Source organism: Limnospira sp. PMC 1279.21 (genome assembly GCF_032349615.1).
Classification (GTDB): domain Bacteria; phylum Cyanobacteriota; class Cyanobacteriia; order Cyanobacteriales; family Microcoleaceae; genus Limnospira; species Limnospira fusiformis.
Genome location: NZ_JARPLU010000462.1, coordinates 1 through 787 on the forward strand (window position 1 = coordinate 1; position 787 = coordinate 787).

Below are 787 nucleotides of genomic sequence, written 5' to 3' on the forward strand. Positions count from 1 at the left end.
GAGCCATTTGAGCGGAGGTTTTGTGGCCATGCTCTTGGGCAAAAGCCTTGAATTTTTGCCAGTCGGTAATTTTGTGGTTATTGCCAGGTGGGTGATTAGGTTTAGGGAGGAAGTCTCCGGTCTGTGCTTTTCTTTGCAGCCAGAGATTAATGGTGTTCCGGCTGACATGGAAAACTTGACTGGCTTCTGTTTTGGGCATACCGTCTAGTTCAATTGCATCAATAACTTTTTGTCTGAGGTCGTAACTATAGGGGGCTGGCATTTTGGGTCTTCTTAGTCATCTCGTCCTCTCCATTATACGTCCTAACTTTCCTGTCTTGTGCTATAACTTAGGACTAATCAGCTCGCTGTGGCGGATGCGTAGGCGGAAAGGAACCTCGGGGTCGATGAGAAGATACGAGAGCCAATCTCGCCCCACAAATTCCCGGTCAGCGGTCAGACAAGCCACCTCCACGTCAGGAAATAGTGCCTCGAAGCGGTCGAATAAGTCCATGCGTTCGCCACTGTTGCTATTGCCCTTTTTGTCAAGCATCGTCCACAGCAGGGGAAAGGCAATCCCCTCGTGGACGACTGCCAACATCAAGATGTTGAAATGGGTTTGACCGAAAGACCAACAGGTGCGGTCGAGACTAAGAGTCCAAGGTTGGGGAATGTCAATGAGGCTAACGACGAAACGGGCAATCTCTGCCCGGTCAAATTTGAATTGCCGAAAAAAACGTTGTAATCGCTTGTATAGCACAAGACAGAAAAGTTAGGACGTATAATGGCAAGGATATCTACAGAAGAA

General features: G+C 48.3%; 1 protein-coding gene and 1 pseudogene. Both read right to left on the reverse strand.

What is annotated here, in order from left to right; all coding sequences use genetic code 11:
- A partial coding sequence (locus P5683_RS25435) for an IS630 transposase-related protein (protein ID WP_315642127.1) occupies positions 1-262 on the reverse strand: 262 nt, incomplete at its 3' end.
- A 63-nt stretch (positions 263-325) separates the two neighbouring features.
- A pseudogene (locus P5683_RS25440) lies at positions 326-733 on the reverse strand (IS4 family transposase); the annotation flags it as partial.
- Between the last annotated feature and the right edge of the window lie 54 nt (positions 734-787).